The sequence below is a fragment of the Rouxiella badensis genome, from assembly GCF_002093665.1.
In the GTDB taxonomy this organism is placed as follows: Bacteria; Pseudomonadota; Gammaproteobacteria; order Enterobacterales; family Enterobacteriaceae; genus Rouxiella; species Rouxiella badensis.
On record NZ_MRWE01000005.1, the window covers coordinates 12,006 to 26,223 of the forward strand.

Genomic DNA, 14,218 nt, shown 5'->3' on the forward strand with positions numbered 1-14,218 from the left:
CATGTTCTCCAGCTTTATGATCAATCCCTGGATAGTGGTGACGCTGGTCGCGATAGTCGCCGGTCTGGTCGGGTTCTTTGTCGTTCTGCGCGGCGCATCTTTCGCGGCCCACGCGCTGCCGCTGGGCACATTCCCCGGTGCCGCGCTGGCTGGCCTGTTAGGTATTAACAGTTTTATCGGCCTGATAACCTTCGCCGGTCTGGGTGTCATGGGCATTAATCAGTTGGCAAAAAATGGCCGTCATGAGGTGGCGACGGCACTCACGCTGGTGATGCTGCTAAGCCTCGGTACGGTATTTTTAAGCCTGAGCAGTCAATATTCGCAGCAGGTTTATGCACTACTTTTTGGCGAGGTGCTAGGAGTCAGCCGCGCAGAACTCGTTCCTGTTGCGCTGATAAGCCTGTTGGTGATTGGCATAACGATGCGGGTATTTTATCCGCTGCTGTTAAACTCAGTCTCGGCGGAGTTAGCAGAGGTTCAGGGTATTTCGGTGAAGAAGATGGAGTTATGGTTTCTGTGCCTACTGGCGTTAGCCACAGCGATGGCCCTGCCGGTCGTGGGTGCGCTGTTGGTGTTCAGCCTGATGGTTGCCCCTGCCGCCGTAGCACACCGGATCACCTCAAGACCGATTCCTGCCGTCCTGCTGTCGATAGCGGTATCGCTTATCACCGTGTGGCTGGCGATTGCCCTTTCCTATGAAACCAACTGGCCGGTAGGTTTCTTCGTCGGCTCAATAGGGGGTGGGCTTTTTATTGCAACATTTCTTTGAAGAGAATGTTTATGGGCGGCTGCCCTGCCCAGCTTTTAAGGTCGAGGTCAATTAACTCCGAGGCGCTTTTCCGGTTTGAAAGCTTCAAGGGGCATTTAACTTTCCGCGCCGTAACCGGGCAAGAGAACCGCGAAGCGGCGCGGGACCACGGCACATTCGATATCACTAAAACAGACTCACCGGCTGGCACGACTCATGAACCGATAACAAGGCGGGGGGAATCCAACGGGGCTTCGCCTGTAAGCCCCTTTGGCTGGTCTGGGCCAGCGCTTAGCGTGCAAAGCACGTGCCCTTGACCTAAAAAATGCAATTTAAAAACAAATTGCCATTTAAGACAGCTCCTCGTGGAAGGCAGCCGTTCTCATCTTCCAGTAGGCCGAGGTACGAATAGCGTTAACATCATGCCCTTTCTGCTCCACGAAGATGTTACGCAGGGACTTGATGATTGACGCCTCAGCCGCACACCACACAAAGCCTTCGCCAGCGGCGAGCTGATGGTTTTTGGCCCACTCAACCAGTTGCTCGGAGCTTTCAACCCAAATAATCTCTGGATTGGCCTGCTGGCTAAATTCACGGCGGTCACGCACATCGTTTGCCAGCGCAACCACGGTCACACGGGTACCCGCCGGTAGCTCTTCCAGACGGCGCGAGATGGCCGGGAAAGCGGTTTCATCACCAAACATCAGCTGCCAGTCGTAGTCCATCGGAATCACGCGTGAACCGCGAGGGCCCGCAATCATCGCCTGGTCACCGGGTTTCACATTTTCAGCCCACTCATTGGCTGGCCCTTCCCCATGCATCGCGAACTCAATGACTAACTCTTTTTTTTCATTATCGTAAAAACGCGGCGTGTAATCACGCATCGCAGGCTCGGCTGCTTCGGGATTAACAATAAATTTTACGTGGTCATCAAACGATGCACTGATAAAATCAGACAGCGAATCACCGCTAAAGGTGATGCGCTTAAAGCTTGGGCTGATTTGCTCTACGCTAACCACGTCAAGGGTGCGTCGTTTGATTTCATGGCGAATAAGCTGCACTCGGCTGGTTGATGTATTTTCGGTCATGGTAAGATTGTTCCACTTAGTTGATAATATCAACAATCTAAATGAGAATAGGAGACATTGTCAACTCATGGGTGAATCGCATAACGAAGACGTACTGTGGGTCATGCATATGATCATGCACCGCTACCGCGCTAAACAGTTTGAAATGCTGCGCGATGGCAACCACGACGTTACCCATATGGAAGCGAAAGTTCTGAGCTACGTAGGCAGAAATCCAGGCGCTGCGCCGGGGGATTTATCGCGTTTTATGGAGCGTGACAAAGCACAGCTGGCGCGACTGATTAAAGGTCTGCGCGACAAAGGTCTACTCACCAGCGACAGTGACCCACTCGACCGCCGCATTATGCGTTTGACGTTGACAGAAAGCGGTCTGGAAATCAGAAAAACGATGCAACAGCAGGGGCAACGGCTAAATAAGCTCGGTATTCGCGGCTTTAGCGAGGAGGAGCATCAACAGTTGCTCAGTCTGGTTGGCCGTGTTTACGACAATTTTGAGCAAGAGTAGTCAGTTAAGAGAAACCGAAAAATAAAAAAACCTATGACTTAAAAGTCATAGGCTCCACAACTGGGATAGAAAATCACATTCGACAAGACCGGGGAGATCTCAACATTTACTGCTTCACTTCAGGAGAAAATCATCATTACCGTTGTTAACTTAGCACAGCTCATTCCAATAGCTTCGGCGCAGTAGCCGCTGATATTGACTATTTCTGGCGATACCAGGAAGGGTCAATATTTCCGAGTTCAATGCCATATAAAGATCCTGTCACAAGGAGTGATTCAACCAATCGAGAACTGTCTGCCGTAGTCTGAGTCAGGAAAGTCGCAGAACATCGACGCTTAATTCTTTGCCATAGGGAATTGGCGTTTAAATTTTTGGCCATCATTCACTCCTTATTGCTGTATTCTTTGGGGAGTATTCCCCTCGACTGAATTCAGTAAACCAATATTCGCCGAAGAAATGAAATAATCCTTTTGGCATTACTTATCTGGAAAGCTGCATTTGTCGTTGCTGAGGGCCACCCGCGGCCCTCAGCAACAATCTATTCAAGAGATGACAGGCACAGCCGGTGGCATTAATAAAATAGAAGCAGACTAAATTATGTTCAAAGCTTACTTAATATTAAATGCCCCTCTCTTATTACTCACGACGCAGGCGGCGAGAGAGGATATTGCCCAACGATTGCAGACCCTGTACAACAATGATTAAGACAATGGCCGTCGAGACGGTTGCAAAGGTGTCAAAGCGCTGATAACCATAGGTAATGGCCAGATCCCCTATTCCGCCGCCGCCCACGGTTCCGGCCATGGCGGTTGCGCCAATCAGGCCGATGGTCGCCGTCGTTAAGGCAAGAACCAGAGACGCCAGTGCCTCAGGCAACAGGAAATGCCAGATTGCCTGTAACGGCGTGGCGCCCATCGATTTGGCAGCCTCGATAATTCCCGGATTAATTTCCAATAACGAACTTTCAACCAGTCGCGCAATATAAGGCGCGATATAGATAATAAGTGGCACAATCGCCCCGGGAGTGCCAATCGTGGTATGTACGACAAAACGTGTAAACGGAATGATTGAAATCATCAGAATAATAAACGGCAGCGAGCGCACAATATTAATAACGGGATTAATAATCCTATAGAAAAAAGGATGGTTAACCAGTCCGCCTGGGCGAGTGATGACCAGTAAAATACCGAGTGGCACCCCGAGCAAGGAGCCAATGAGCAAAGAAACGCTGACCATCAGCAGAGTGTCATGCATCGCGCCAAGAAACTGGTCCAGAGTAATAGCCGTATCGAACATTATTGCACCTCCTCTACCCGCACGCCGCACTGCTGTAAATAGGCAATCCCTGCGCGCAATACTTCAGCCTCACCGCTTAACTGAATAATCATAAAGCCCAGAACCGTATCCTGAATTTCTGACATACTGGCAAACAGGATATTAAATTCGAGGTCGAAGGCCTTGCTCATCTGATAAATAACCGGCTGGCCAGCCGTCTCGGCAACAAATTCCAGCCGGAAACGCCGCACCCGGTTATTCGCAGGTGAATGCGGCTCAATGCTTTCCGGCAAACTGTCGCGAACCAGCGTACGCACAAAATTCAGCGTGGTCGGGTGCTGGGGATGCCCAAATACGTCAATGACGTTCCCCTGTTCGACAATCCGCCCCTGTTCCATCACCGCGACTTTGTTGCAGATTTTTTGGATAACCGACATCTCGTGAGTGATAAGCACTAGCGTGACGTTAAATTCATGGCTAATACGCTTGAGTAACATCAGAATCTGTCCGGTGGTCTGTGGGTCCAGGGCCGAGGTTGCTTCGTCACAGAGCAGTATTGAGGGGTTAGTCGCCAGTGCGCGTGCGATACCCACGCGCTGTTTTTGTCCGCCGGAAAGTTCGCCCGGATAGCTGCCTGCACGGTCTCCCAGTCCCACCAACTGAAGAAGCTCTTTCACCCTTTCGGCAATAAAGGCCTTGCTCTTTCCGGCTAAAATCAGAGGTATCGCGACATTCTTCCAAACAGTTTTAGACTCCAGCAGATTGAAGCCTTGAAAAATCATGCCGATATCTTTCTTCATTTCCCTGAGTTGCTTCGAGTTAAAATCGCCGATCGCCTGCCCGTTGATGACCACCTCGCCCGCGCTGGGGGTTTCCAGCGCGTTAATAAGCCGTACCAGCGTGCTTTTTCCCGCACCGCTATAACCGATAATGCCGAAAATATCCCCCCTCTCGACGCGTAAATTAATATTGTTCAGTGCGCGTGTCGTAATACCTTTACGCTGAAATACCTTATCAACGTCATGCAGCTCAATCATTTCCTCTCCCCAATACAAAGCAAGCAAAAAACTCGTCAGCCAGGCAGACGAGTAAAAAAGATTATTATTTTAAGTAGTCAGGCAACAGGTAACCCTGATACTGAGGGTTGGAGAGAATATATTCTTTGAACTCGGCAGAGTGATAGCCTGCGACAATATCCTGAGCAAACTGGGCATCTTTATTTTTACCCGCCACCGTGACCACGTTAATAAAGCCTTTTACCGGATTTTCGAGCTTGAGCGCGCTATTAAGCTTCATCCCACTCGAGACGGCGAAATTGCCCTGAATAGCGCCATAGTCTACGTCCGGTAAGGCCCGAACCTGCTGCGCGTTATCCATCTCTTTGAATACCAGTTTGTAAGGATTTTCGGTGATGTCTTTTTGCGAGAAGGTGGCAGGGTCAGATTTTGCCGAAATCTTTATCCAGCCGAGATCCTGGAGCAGCAGCGCGGCACGATATTCATTAGAGGCCTGATTAGGTACTGAAATAGTCTCACCGGGCTGAGGTTTTTCACCGGCCTTATGCTTGTTGGAATACAGCCCCATCGGCGGAGTGGGCACCTGGACAATACCAACATTATCAATACCAAGTCGATCATTAACGGATTGGAGATAGATAGGATGCTGCATAATATTGCCGTCAATGGCGCCAGTGGCTACGGCATTATTGACCTGAATACCATCGCTAAAGTCTTTATAAACCAGTTTATAACCTTTGGCCTCGAGAAAGGGTCCTACACCTTTGGCAAACTGTTCCTCATAAGGTCCGGGATTAAATCCAAGAGTAATCGTTTTATTTGCACTGTCAGCCGCATGCCCTGAAGAACTTACCGCCATTAATAGCAAAGATGCCAAAAATGAAATTTTACCTGTCGACATAAAAATAGCCCTTTTTGATTGATTATCTTCAAGGGCTATCCAATCATATTGAATCTCGCGAGCTAAACAATTAAAAGAGAATTGCTAAGCCAATTTTTATCTATTCATTCATCGTTAAACTGGCTTGCTCTTGGTTTAAAATTTTAAGAAACCAACAGTTCGGAATAATAGCGTTCTGCTACGTCAGGATGCGAGCGTAAACGCCCTTTCAGGTAGTTCCAGCCAACGTCTCGCAACAGGGGATTCTGCGGGTCGCTTTCCGGGCCATTAGCTTGGGCTGCAAGCTCTGACGGCAACTGAAATACGGGCACCACGGCGTCGAGCTTCGCACCGAGGAAGAACGCCAGGGACAGCCTTTCCTTGCCGGCGGGCGGTGCAACCACACGGTGCACCGTGGCACGAAGATAACCGTTGGTTGCCAGCTCAAGCAGTTCGCCGATGTTAACGACAAAGGAACCTTCAATCGGCAGTGCATCAACCCAACGCCCCTCTTCAACCTCAACCTGGAGTCCCTTTTGCTGATCCTGCAACAGGAAACTCAGGAAGCCAGAATCTTTGTGCGCGCCAACGCCCTGATTACTCTCATTTTCTCCACGGCCTGGATAGCGAATGAGCTTGATGTGCTCATTAGGTTTATCGCCGTACAGCGGGTCAAAAGAGTCCACGGGCAGCGAAAGAGACTCGGCAAAGGCGCGCAGAATTTTTAGCGACATCGCGGTCATGGCTTTTTGCCAGTTCAGCAGCAGCGGTTTTAACTCAGGCAAGGCTTCTGGCCACTGATTTGGCCCCTGAAGCCGAGACCACGCCGGTGAATGCTCTGTCTGCGGAATCGGCTGACGCTCTGCGCCAAGGTCAAACTGCTCGCGCCAGTCGGGTTGCCCTCGCGTGCGCTCTGAGGCTGCACGATTGTAGCCGCGAAAGTGTCGGGAATTGACCATTGCCACACGGTCTTTTTCGGCCTGTGGCAGCGCGAAAAAGTCTCGTGAAGTCCCCTGAACCTGCGACAACAGCGTCGGATCAACGCCGTGATTAATTAAATAAAAGAAGCCGACATCACGGGCAGCAACGCGCAGCTCTTTGAGGAATTCGGCACGGGTAGCGTCTGAACCGTCGAGTTTTGACAGGTCAATAATCGGAATTGAAGAAATCTTTGAATGAGACATAACTGACCCCCTGGTGAATATAACTCAAGATTATCACTGCCAAACCGGCGGCCTAAAGGATTTAAAATGCATTACTTATGCAACATTTTTTGAGTTAGAGTGAGCTGACTTTTCCCCTTCCTTTTCACTATGCTGCCGTATGTTTCCGCTGGCGGAAAAACCACTGAACAACTTTAAGATAAACTCATGATTTCATCACTTTTCGTTGATAACTCTATCAGGGTAAATCAGGAGTTCATCAGTAACTTCATGGATATCTCGACATTTATTGATTGCAGGTGATTGAATGAACCGTCGTAATTTTATTCTCGGAGCCAGCGCGGCTTTGCTTGCAGGATGTGTTAATGCCAAGGAACGGCCGCATAACACGCTAACCATTACCGATACAGAGACTCTGCTGCTTTGGCCGCAAACGCCACCGGGCGGCGGAGGTCCTTCCGGGCCGATGAAACGCGACAAGCGCGGGGCCATCAGCAATATCAGCCAGCCATATCTGACGGTTTATAGGCCGAAAAACCCTAACGGCGCTGCAATGCTTGTTGCCGCTGGCGGAGGTTATAAACGTATCGAAATGGAAACGGAGGCACACCCGGCGGCTCAGTGGCTCAGCGAAAGAGGTATTACCGCCTTTGTTTTAACCTATCGTCTGCCTCATGAAGGCTGGAACGTGGGGCCACTGGCCCCCTTGCAGGATGCACAGCGTGCGTTGCGCCTGATTCGTGCCAACGCGGAAAAAAAGGGTCTTAAAAAGAATCAGATTGGCGTGCTTGGCTTTTCGGCTGGCGGGCACCTGCTTGGGCTCGCCTCGGTTCGCGCCGATTTTCAGTCTTATCCGCCCCAGGACGCGACTGATAATCACAGCGCCAGGCCCGACATCAGCGCACTTATTTATCCGATAATCACCCTCGAAGCGCCGTATGACCATACCTCAACGGCGCATATTCTGATTGGCAGAGACGCCGATGAGCAGGAGGCAGCGAAGTGGTCGGTGCAGACCTACGTTAACCCACAGACCCCGCCGATGTTCCTGGTTCAGGCCAAGGATGACCCCGTCTCTAACCCAATGAACACCGTTATCATGCAGCAGGCCTGCGAAAAGGCGCACGTTCCCTGTGAACTGCACCCACTCGCCAGCGGTGGCCACGGTTTCGGGATGGGGAAACCGGGCTCACCGACCCAATTGTGGCCACACGAATTCCGTGACTGGCTAAAGCAGCGTGGCGAGTTAAGCTAGGGGTCCGCTTGGAAAACGGAATCTATCCTACGCTAAGGCTCTTTATTGCCCTGTAGGGGCCGAAGGTGTGAAACTCTCTGCGACTTACTTTTGGTTCTTAACCAAGTAGTCGCTAAATACTTCTTCCATGTAATCCACAAAAACACGGACCTTCGGTGTCATCTGCCGCGTGCTGGGCCAGAGCATATGAAAAGTGGTTGTATGCGTCATATCATTATTCAGGATTGGCTCCACCTCACCTGTGGCGAGCGCGTCTTTTACCGAGTAATCAGGCAAACAGGCAATACCACGACCTTTTTTCACCCTATACAGCAGGACTTCAAGGCTGCTGCAAGTCAGTGTTAAAGGAACAGCCTGAATACCGCCTCGGGTTACAGCGTATTGAAGCGGCCACTGAGCAATTTTCCCTGAATTGGGATAGCGATAGTGCAGGCAGGAATGACCGAATAAGTCTTCTGGGCTGGTAGGCGTTCCTTGATGCTTGAAGTAATCTGGTGAGCCAACGATACACAATTGAAATGATCCGAGTCGACGGGATATTAGTCTTGAATCACTCAACTCACCGCCACGAATGACAACGTCCATTCCATCCTCGATGACATCAGACAATCTGTCGGAAAAATCAAGGTCCAGTTCTATCTGGGGGTAACGTTCCATGAATTGTGAAATCATGGGTAACATCAGCCCTCCCGCCAGCGGCAGACCGACGCGGAGCCTTCCGCGTGGCTGTTCTGTCATCGCTGACAGTTCATCCTCTGCGGCCTGGATTTCACCAAAAATACGATGACATCGTTCCAGAAAGACCTCACCTTCTGACGTCAGGCTAACCGAACGTGTACTTCGCTGGAAAAGTCGTACACCCAGACGTTCTTCCAGCCTGGAAATGCTCTTGCTGACTGCTGACGATGAAATGCCTTTTACTCGCCCTGTCGCGATGAAACTCCTTGTCTGCGCTACATGTACAAACACTTCAAGACCATTCATTTTTTCCATCATTTCAAGCACCGAATCATTAGTGACATAAATGTCACTAATGTTATGCCATTCATCCCGATTAATCCCGGAGGAATATCATCATATTATTGCCTCTATCCCAGGGGGCTGATTCTTATAGCCTGCCTGATATTCAAATAATCTGATAAAAGAAGGCAGTATGAACAACAGTAAAATCCGCGTAGGTATTATTGGTACCGGTGGCTGGGCCAGATATGGTCACATTCCTGCACTCCAGTCGTTGAGTGATTTTGAGATTGTGGCACTCGCTGGTCGTAACAAAGAGAAAGTGGAAAAATATGCTGCACAGTTCAATATCAGCCAGGCTTACGGTAGCCCCGAGGCGTTACTGGCTAACCCCGACATAGACCTGATTGTTGTTCTGGCTCCGACACCTGAACATGGACGACTGGCAAAGGCAGTGATTGAAGCAGGAAAGGATGTCTACAGTGAGTGGCCCCTTTCCACCACCACGACTGAGTCAGAAGAAATTCTGGCGATGGCAAGTGACAAAGGTGTCAAACATATTGTTGGGTTACAGCGCCGTTTCTCACCCAGTTCCCGATACTGGCATGATCTGATTAAACAGGGTTATGTGGGTAAAATCCGCGCAGTGCGAATGTCCGTGGGCGTTGACGCCTTTGGCGAAGTCATGCCGGAGTTTGCAAAATGGGCAGTAGACGTAGGGAACTTTACTGAACTGTTATCCATCTATGGTGGTCATTTCCACGATATGCTTTTCAAGGGTGTGGGCTTCCCTCAACAGCTTTCGGCTGTCATTAAAAACCAGTTCCCGATCACAACGATTGCCGAAACAGGTGAGAAGATCCCCTATACCGGCCCTAACGAGGTCATGATCATAGGCTCTCTGGCAAATGATGCATTATTTTCTGTTCAGCTTGAAGGCGGACAGACACTACGTACAGGACTTCAGATTGACATCACCGGTACAGAAGGTGTTTTACGCATCACGAATGCACGTGGATTCCAGAATGAAGATGACAACTTAATCCAGGGAATGCGCAATGGTGTCGAACAGTTTGTCGACCTCCCTGTCCCAGCTGAATATACCTATTTACCTGTATCTCATCTTGATGCCAGTTCACAGGACGTTGCTTATCTGTATTCAGCCTATGCCAGGGATAAATTATCTGAAACTAGCGAAGTGACAACATTTGAAGATGCAGTGCGTCAACATCGGTTAATTGACCTGATCACAGAGTCTTCTGAGCGTTTCTTCAGGTAACAGAGAAAAGCATGCCGCTTGCCTGATTCATTTCAATGAATCAGGCTAAATAAATCCGGGGGCGTTCGCTGGCAGCAACCGAGCCAATGATATGCTCCTTAATAATTCGTTGTGCTCTTAGGATGGGAAAGAAAGATGCTCAGGCCCGCTATCAAGGCCAATACGCCGCCAAGAATAAAAGCGGCGTAGGTTCCCTGAGTATCCGCCAAAAAGCCGCCGAAGAATGCCCCGCAGGCCAGAGCCAGCTGAAATACGCATACCAGCAGCGCAGAACCACCTTCGAATAATTCAGGGGCGGCCTGATAGATCCAGATATTCAGACAAATAGGCAGTGCACCAAACGCCAGTCCCCAAATAACGATAAGTACTGACGCTAATACCTGATTGCTGCTCAGCTGAGAGGCGATTAATACACAAACCCCAATGAACAGAATATTGGTTAAAAAGGCATAGCGGACGCCAAATTTGCGCACGGTGAATTCCGTGAGAAACGTGCCGATAAATCCGGCGATACCGTATCCCATCAGTAATAGAGAGATGGACGACGAGGAAAAATGCATTTGGAAACGCAGCCACGGCTCAAGGTAGGTATAGGCTGAATACTGCGCCGAGGCCATGAAAATTCCAATAATCAATCCTCGCCGAACGCCCTTCATTTTTGCGGCAGACAGCATAGCGCTCAGGCCTATCGAATTCCCCGCAGGCAATAAAGGCAAGGCTATCCACTGGTAAATAAATATCGCCACGGCCAATAGGGTATTCAGCGTAAAGGCCATCCGCCAGCCGTAAAGCTCACCCATATAGGCACTCGCGGGAACCCCAGCGACGGTCCCTAACGCCACTCCGGCACTAATCAGCGAAATCGCTCGCGCACTTTGCGCCTCTGAAACTAATCTTTTACCCGCAGGGATAGAAAAAGACCAGAAGCCACCGGCAGCAAATCCAAGAATAATTCGCCCCAATAAAAGCGTAGATAAATCGGTAGCGAACATCGCAATGGCGTTCGACAGTATCACTGAAACGGAAAGGATCAGCAGTAAAGTGCGACGATTTAATCGCCGTGAAAATAGCATCAACAGCGGTGCGGCAAAGGCGGCGATGAGTCCAGGCAGCATTACGGTCCATCCCGCCTGCCCTTCGCTAACGTTGAGCGCTTTGGCGATCGGCGACAATAGCCCAATCGGTAAGAATTCAGAATTGATTAACACAAAAGTTCCGCACGCTAATGACAAGACGGCGGACCAGCGTTGCAGGGAGGACATTTGTCGCTCAGAACTCAGCGTTGTGCATTGAGACATTTTTATTCCCTCAGTTTTGCTCGATATAGAACAAAATCTGAGACAATGCGTCAACTATTTTTATAATAATCATTAAGTTAATAACATATTGGTCTTAAGTTATCACAATTTGTGCATTACCAAACTGACCTGCACAGCGCCTGCGACGTCAGAGCTGGAGGTCAGGTTCATTAAAACTCCTTTAAGTATGTTGTAACTAATATAACTGCTACCTATCGGTTCATGGCATTAAATTCAGCCAATGAATAATTTCGTCGCAAAGCGCTGCGGGTTGCTCAAGGGGGATCATATGACCACAGTTTTCGATCACGCGAAGCTCTGCCCCGGGGATATGGGTTTGCAGCTCGGTTGACTCTTCCAGACTGCGCATACGGTCATTTCGCGCCGCGATAACCAGCGTTGGGCAGTGGATTTGCGAAAGCCTGTCGGTATCACTGCTGCGGTCCAGGCGCGACTGACGAACAAAGACCTCATAGCCAAGGCGCTGCCCCATCCCCTTCAGGCGCTGCAAAAGCTCAGGGTCCTTGCTGCGGTCAACGTGGAGCGAATAGCCCAGCGAGAGATGACTTAATCCGTTGTAGGAATGTGCCGTGACCGCGTCGGCAGCGCTGGCCTTTGTGCGCTGCTGCAACGCCGAGTCCGCTCGACTTGAGGTAGCAACCAGAATCAACGCCGTGACACGTTCAGGAATGCGTTGCTGTATCTTGCGCGCAATGTAACCGCCCATCGAAAAGCCCAACAGAACAAAATTTTGCGGACAGGTTTCGATGATGCGTTCGGCCATCTCATCCATCGTTTGGCCGCTGTCTAGCTGGGCAAAAGTCAGCGCCGCCCCCTGCGCTTTTAAAGGTTCAACGACGTCATCCCACAGGCGGTCATCGGTCATATAACCTGGGATCAAAACGATATTCCCTAAAGACATCGGCGATTTCTTCCTTGTGCAGTCATTACAATTAACAATATTTTGGAAACATCACGCCATATTTTCAGACAGCGAGAAACCACGAATAGGTAAATCGGGGCTGTTGGCGCAGTCGGAAAGATAGCGCGCTGGCGGTTTCCCCTGCGCCTTGCGGAACATGGTCACAAAACTGCTGGCACTTTCGTAGCCTAAGTCGAGTGCGACGGTTTGCACGCTCGCCCCGCCTGAGAGTTTCTGTAGTGCGAGGATAACATGCAGCTGTTTACGCCAACGGTGAACGCTGACGCCAACCTGGTTAACAAAAGTGCGGCTCAAACTACGCTCGCTCATGCCGATACGCCCAGCCCATTCGGCCAACGTCGATTTGTCGGCGGGGTCTTGCAACATGCCGTCGGTCAGTTGTCGCAGACGATTGTCTCGCGGCAGCGGCAGATAAAGGTCTTCCACTTCGGCCACCGTTAGCTGATCAAGCAACACGTTGATTATCTTACCTTCGGGTCCCTGCTCATCGTAAAGCAGCGGGAAGTGCGCGGCGTGCAGCAGGAGTTCTCGCAGTAGCGGCGTCACCGACAAGGTACAGCAGGAGGTCGGTAACGAAAGATTGGCGTCGGGTTCAACAAACAGGCTATAGCACTGATTCACGCCCGTTCCGCGTGCAGAGTGCATTAATCCGCTCGGGATCCATACCGCACACTGCGGAGGCACGACCCAAACACCCTGCTCCAGCTCACAGCTGATGATACCTTCGAGCGTATAAATCAGCTGTGCCTTACGGTGGCAATGCATGGCTTTTTCCCATGAACCGTTGGTGCGCGAAGCACCTACCGCAATCACCGGCCTCTCAATATCGTCGATAGCAACACGATTACAATCGCCGGGATGGCATTGAATAATTGGCATCGTTTATTAAAACTCCGTTAAGATTTGGCCGATTTGATAAATAATATGGCTGAATTGCGCATTGTAGTCCAGCGTTCGGAGTGGCTAAATGGCTACCTTAACGGGGGAATCAAAATATGTATCACGAAAGTATTGTCAGTGAACTGTTGGATTGGATTGAACATAACTTGGATCAGTCCTTAACATTAGACACCATTGCCGCGAAATCGGGCTACTCAAAATGGCACCTGCAACGCCTGTTTAAAAGTTTTACCGGCCAGACACTCGGGACTTATACACGACAACGTCGTCTGACGATGGCCGCGACCGAACTGCGTCTGACGCAAAACTCTGTATTACGCATTGCCGATAAGTATCAGTTTGATTCTCAGCAGACGTTTACCCGCACGTTTAAAAAGCAGTTTAAAACAACACCTGCGGTTTATCGTCGTCTGGATCATTGGCCGAGCTATGGTATGTGTCCGAAGATTGAGCTGGAAGCCGCGCATGAGCAACCCAGTATACAGCCTGTTGCCGTGAGCGAGCCGGAGAAGGAAAAACCGGAGTTAGAATGGATGGGGCTAAAGAGCAGTACGCCGAGTTACCACTGTCAAAAAACCGTCTGGACCCACTGGAAACCGTGCAGTGACGGCGTAAGTTCAAAATCTTGCTAATTTAAGATGGGGAGAAAATTGCTTTCTCCCCATCTTAAATATTTATTGTTTAATCTTAGAGAACAGACTCCCTACCATTGAGATACGATCGCGTTCTATGGCGGTGTCCTGCATGCATTTAGCAAAAGAATTCGTTCCCGACTGGAAGCCATACTGCGAGCAACGCTCTCTGTCCTGCTGTAACTGCACATTATGCACTCCACAACCTGATAACAAAGTCACTGCCGCTAAAACGGCTGTCATAACGATGTAAGTCGCCTTCATTTTCTCTTTCCG

The 14,218-nt window shown here is 50.0% G+C and carries 14 protein-coding genes; 5 read left to right on the forward strand and 9 right to left on the reverse strand.

Annotation, left to right across the window (positions count from 1 at the left end; genetic code table 11):
- Position 1 precedes the first annotated feature (1 nt).
- A complete protein-coding gene (locus BS640_RS04265) occupies positions 2-769 on the forward strand; it encodes a metal ABC transporter permease (protein WP_017490807.1) in 768 nt (255 codons plus the stop codon).
- 329 nt (positions 770-1,098) lie between these two features.
- Here the strand turns inward: BS640_RS04265 and BS640_RS04270 are convergent, their stop codons facing one another.
- Positions 1,099-1,836 carry a siderophore-interacting protein gene (locus tag BS640_RS04270; protein ID WP_084912034.1) on the reverse strand — a complete coding sequence of 246 codons (738 nt, stop codon included), beginning with the start codon at positions 1,834-1,836 and terminating at the stop codon, positions 1,099-1,101.
- Positions 1,837-1,903: 67 nt separating this feature from the next.
- On the opposite strand from BS640_RS04270, the gene BS640_RS04275 reads away from it, so the two are divergent.
- Positions 1,904-2,341, forward strand: coding sequence for a MarR family winged helix-turn-helix transcriptional regulator (locus BS640_RS04275; protein WP_017490804.1), 438 nt, complete (start codon positions 1,904-1,906; stop codon positions 2,339-2,341).
- Between the two features lie 636 nt (positions 2,342-2,977).
- Here BS640_RS04275 and BS640_RS04280 read toward each other — a convergent pair.
- The 4 genes from BS640_RS04280 to BS640_RS04295 all read right to left on the reverse strand — a co-directional run bounded on the left by BS640_RS04280 (position 2,978) and on the right by BS640_RS04295 (position 6,696).
- Positions 2,978-3,637 carry a methionine ABC transporter permease gene (locus BS640_RS04280; protein WP_017490803.1) on the reverse strand — a complete coding sequence of 220 codons (660 nt, stop codon included), beginning with the start codon at positions 3,635-3,637 and terminating at the stop codon, positions 2,978-2,980.
- Positions 3,637-4,653 (reverse strand): methionine ABC transporter ATP-binding protein, encoded by a 1,017-nt coding sequence (locus tag BS640_RS04285; RefSeq protein WP_084912036.1) that lies wholly within the window; start codon positions 4,651-4,653, stop codon positions 3,637-3,639. The genes BS640_RS04280 and BS640_RS04285 overlap by 1 nt, the downstream gene beginning before the upstream one ends.
- 64 nt (positions 4,654-4,717) lie before the next feature.
- A complete protein-coding gene (locus tag BS640_RS04290) occupies positions 4,718-5,491 on the reverse strand; it encodes a MetQ/NlpA family ABC transporter substrate-binding protein (protein ID WP_139802768.1) in 774 nt (257 codons plus the stop codon).
- A 185-nt stretch (positions 5,492-5,676) separates the two neighbouring features.
- Positions 5,677-6,696, reverse strand: a complete 1,020-nt coding sequence (locus BS640_RS04295) for an isopenicillin N synthase family dioxygenase (protein WP_017490800.1) — start codon at positions 6,694-6,696, stop codon at positions 5,677-5,679.
- A gap of 286 nt (positions 6,697-6,982) precedes the next feature.
- On the opposite strand from BS640_RS04295, the gene BS640_RS04300 reads away from it, so the two are divergent.
- Positions 6,983-7,930: an alpha/beta hydrolase gene (locus tag BS640_RS04300; RefSeq protein ID WP_084912042.1), complete on the forward strand. Its 948-nt coding sequence runs from the start codon at positions 6,983-6,985 to the stop codon at positions 7,928-7,930.
- Between the two features lie 84 nt (positions 7,931-8,014).
- Here the strand turns inward: BS640_RS04300 and BS640_RS04305 are convergent, their stop codons facing one another.
- Positions 8,015-8,923: a LysR substrate-binding domain-containing protein gene (locus BS640_RS04305; protein ID WP_169713485.1), complete on the reverse strand. Its 909-nt coding sequence runs from the start codon at positions 8,921-8,923 to the stop codon at positions 8,015-8,017.
- A gap of 160 nt (positions 8,924-9,083) precedes the next feature.
- On the opposite strand from BS640_RS04305, the gene BS640_RS04310 reads away from it, so the two are divergent.
- Positions 9,084-10,169: a Gfo/Idh/MocA family protein gene (locus tag BS640_RS04310; RefSeq protein ID WP_084912047.1), complete on the forward strand. Its 1,086-nt coding sequence runs from the start codon at positions 9,084-9,086 to the stop codon at positions 10,167-10,169.
- A 98-nt stretch (positions 10,170-10,267) separates the two neighbouring features.
- Here BS640_RS04310 and BS640_RS04315 read toward each other — a convergent pair whose 3' ends face one another.
- The 3 genes from BS640_RS04315 to BS640_RS04325 all read right to left on the reverse strand — a co-directional run bounded on the left by BS640_RS04315 (position 10,268) and on the right by BS640_RS04325 (position 13,289).
- Complete coding sequence (locus BS640_RS04315) at positions 10,268-11,467, reverse strand: MFS transporter (RefSeq protein WP_169713483.1); 1,200 nt, start codon at positions 11,465-11,467, stop codon at positions 10,268-10,270.
- A gap of 220 nt (positions 11,468-11,687) precedes the next feature.
- Positions 11,688-12,389, reverse strand: coding sequence for an alpha/beta fold hydrolase (locus tag BS640_RS04320; protein WP_017490795.1), 702 nt, complete (start codon positions 12,387-12,389; stop codon positions 11,688-11,690).
- Positions 12,390-12,440: 51 nt separating this feature from the next.
- Positions 12,441-13,289 (reverse strand): AraC family transcriptional regulator, encoded by an 849-nt coding sequence (locus tag BS640_RS04325; RefSeq protein WP_017490794.1) that lies wholly within the window; start codon positions 13,287-13,289, stop codon positions 12,441-12,443.
- A 116-nt stretch (positions 13,290-13,405) separates the two neighbouring features.
- On the opposite strand from BS640_RS04325, the gene BS640_RS04330 reads away from it, so the two are divergent.
- Complete coding sequence (locus BS640_RS04330) at positions 13,406-13,942, forward strand: helix-turn-helix domain-containing protein (protein ID WP_084912054.1); 537 nt, start codon at positions 13,406-13,408, stop codon at positions 13,940-13,942.
- The last annotated feature ends 276 nt before the right edge of the window (positions 13,943-14,218 follow it).

Excerpts from the sequence above, each read along its gene's own strand:
- BS640_RS04320 (WP_017490795.1), bottom strand. The coding sequence starts at position 12,389 with ATGTCTTTAGGGAATATCGTTTTGATCCCAGGTTATATGACCGATGAC.
- BS640_RS04280 (WP_017490803.1), bottom strand. The coding sequence starts at position 3,637 with ATGTTCGATACGGCTATTACTCTGGACCAGTTTCTTGGCGCGATGCAT.
- BS640_RS04265 (WP_017490807.1), top strand. The coding sequence starts at position 2 with ATGTTCTCCAGCTTTATGATCAATCCCTGGATAGTGGTGACGCTGGTC.
- BS640_RS04285 (WP_084912036.1), bottom strand. The coding sequence starts at position 4,653 with ATGATTGAGCTGCATGACGTTGATAAGGTATTTCAGCGTAAAGGTATT.
- BS640_RS04310 (WP_084912047.1), top strand. The coding sequence starts at position 9,084 with ATGAACAACAGTAAAATCCGCGTAGGTATTATTGGTACCGGTGGCTGG.
- BS640_RS04300 (WP_084912042.1), top strand. The coding sequence starts at position 6,983 with ATGAACCGTCGTAATTTTATTCTCGGAGCCAGCGCGGCTTTGCTTGCA.
- BS640_RS04305 (WP_169713485.1), bottom strand. The coding sequence starts at position 8,923 with ATGGAAAAAATGAATGGTCTTGAAGTGTTTGTACATGTAGCGCAGACA.
- BS640_RS04295 (WP_017490800.1), bottom strand. The coding sequence starts at position 6,696 with ATGTCTCATTCAAAGATTTCTTCAATTCCGATTATTGACCTGTCAAAA.
- BS640_RS04290 (WP_139802768.1), bottom strand. The coding sequence starts at position 5,491 with ATGGCGGTAAGTTCTTCAGGGCATGCGGCTGACAGTGCAAATAAAACG.
- BS640_RS04315 (WP_169713483.1), bottom strand. The coding sequence starts at position 11,467 with ATGTCTCAATGCACAACGCTGAGTTCTGAGCGACAAATGTCCTCCCTG.
- BS640_RS04275 (WP_017490804.1), top strand. The coding sequence starts at position 1,904 with ATGGGTGAATCGCATAACGAAGACGTACTGTGGGTCATGCATATGATC.
- BS640_RS04325 (WP_017490794.1), bottom strand. The coding sequence starts at position 13,289 with ATGCCAATTATTCAATGCCATCCCGGCGATTGTAATCGTGTTGCTATC.
- BS640_RS04270 (WP_084912034.1), bottom strand. The coding sequence starts at position 1,836 with ATGACCGAAAATACATCAACCAGCCGAGTGCAGCTTATTCGCCATGAA.
- BS640_RS04330 (WP_084912054.1), top strand. The coding sequence starts at position 13,406 with ATGTATCACGAAAGTATTGTCAGTGAACTGTTGGATTGGATTGAACAT.